Source organism: Neisseria sp. P0009.S007 (assembly GCF_051962515.1).
The window spans coordinates 1-269 of record NZ_JBQCVF010001114.1 but is presented as its reverse complement, the minus strand read 5'-3'; the positions used below and the strand labels follow the sequence as shown (position 1 = coordinate 269).

Genomic DNA, 269 nt, shown 5'->3' with positions numbered 1-269 from the left:
CCGCCGTCATCAGCCGCGAAGAATTCCAAGAAGCCGCCACGCCATTAATGGGCCGCCTGCGTCAACCGCTGGAACGCGCATTGCGCGATGCCAAGCTGCACCCTTCGCAAATCGACGGCATCATCTTGGTCGGCGGCGCGACGCGGATGCCGATGATTCGGCATTCCATTGCCCAACTGTTCCGCCGCATCCCGCTTGTTTCGGTCAATCCCGACGAAGCCATCGCACGCGGCGCGGCGGTGCAGGCGGCGCTGATTGCGCGCAACGAA

1 protein-coding gene is annotated in these 269 nt (G+C 63.9%); it reads left to right on the top strand.

Annotated elements, in window-relative coordinates; translation table 11 throughout:
• A partial coding sequence (locus ACTHS3_RS17950; protein WP_440368775.1) for an Hsp70 family protein occupies window positions 1-269 on the top strand: 269 nt, incomplete at both ends.